Genomic DNA, 551 nt, shown 5'->3' with positions numbered 1-551 from the left:
CGCATCCGGCGGTTCATCGAGCTGATCTCAGTCGTTGCCAGGTCGGCTTGAGTGTGAGCAGACCGAGGTCGTCCCAGTAGGCGTTGGGCAGTGCCCGCTGGAGGACGGGAGAGCCCGCGATCCGCCAGTAAGCCTTGCTGCTGTTCCCCCACTGGTGGGAGAACGACTCGCTGATTCCGAGCCTGCGCAGGTTCGCCCGGCGGGTCCGGGGGATCTTCCACTCCTTCCAGCGGATCTGCCGCATCCTGCGGCGAAGCCACTCGTCCAGATCCCGGAACGGCCTGGAGGCGTCCGAGAGCTGGAAGTAGCCCATCCATCCGGTCATGAAGCGGTTGATCCTCGCGATACGTTCGTCCATCGCGATGCTCCACCGCCGCGAGGTCAGCTCCCGGATCTTCGTCTTCCAGCGCGCCAGCGCCCTCGGATCGATCCGGATCTTCACCCCGCCCCGGATGAAGTAGAAGCCGAACCCCAGCAACGTCGCGACGGAAGCTGGGACTACCTTCGACTTCTCCCGGTTGACCTTCAGTTTCAGCCGCTGCTCGACCACG

At 64.6% G+C, this 551-nt stretch carries 1 protein-coding gene; it reads right to left on the bottom strand.

Translation table 11 applies throughout. The annotated features are described in order from the left end of the window. Positions 1 to 13 precede the first annotated feature (13 nt). On the bottom strand, positions 14 to 551 hold a 538-nt coding region (locus IEZ19_RS50150), incomplete at its 5' end, for a group II intron maturase-specific domain-containing protein (RefSeq protein ID WP_308429117.1).

It is taken from the genome of Streptomyces brasiliensis (genome assembly GCF_014647875.1).
GTDB classification, from domain to species: domain Bacteria; phylum Actinomycetota; class Actinomycetes; order Streptomycetales; family Streptomycetaceae; genus Streptomyces; species Streptomyces brasiliensis.
Note: the sequence above shows the minus strand (reverse complement) of the source record. Positions and strands in the feature narration are given on the sequence as shown.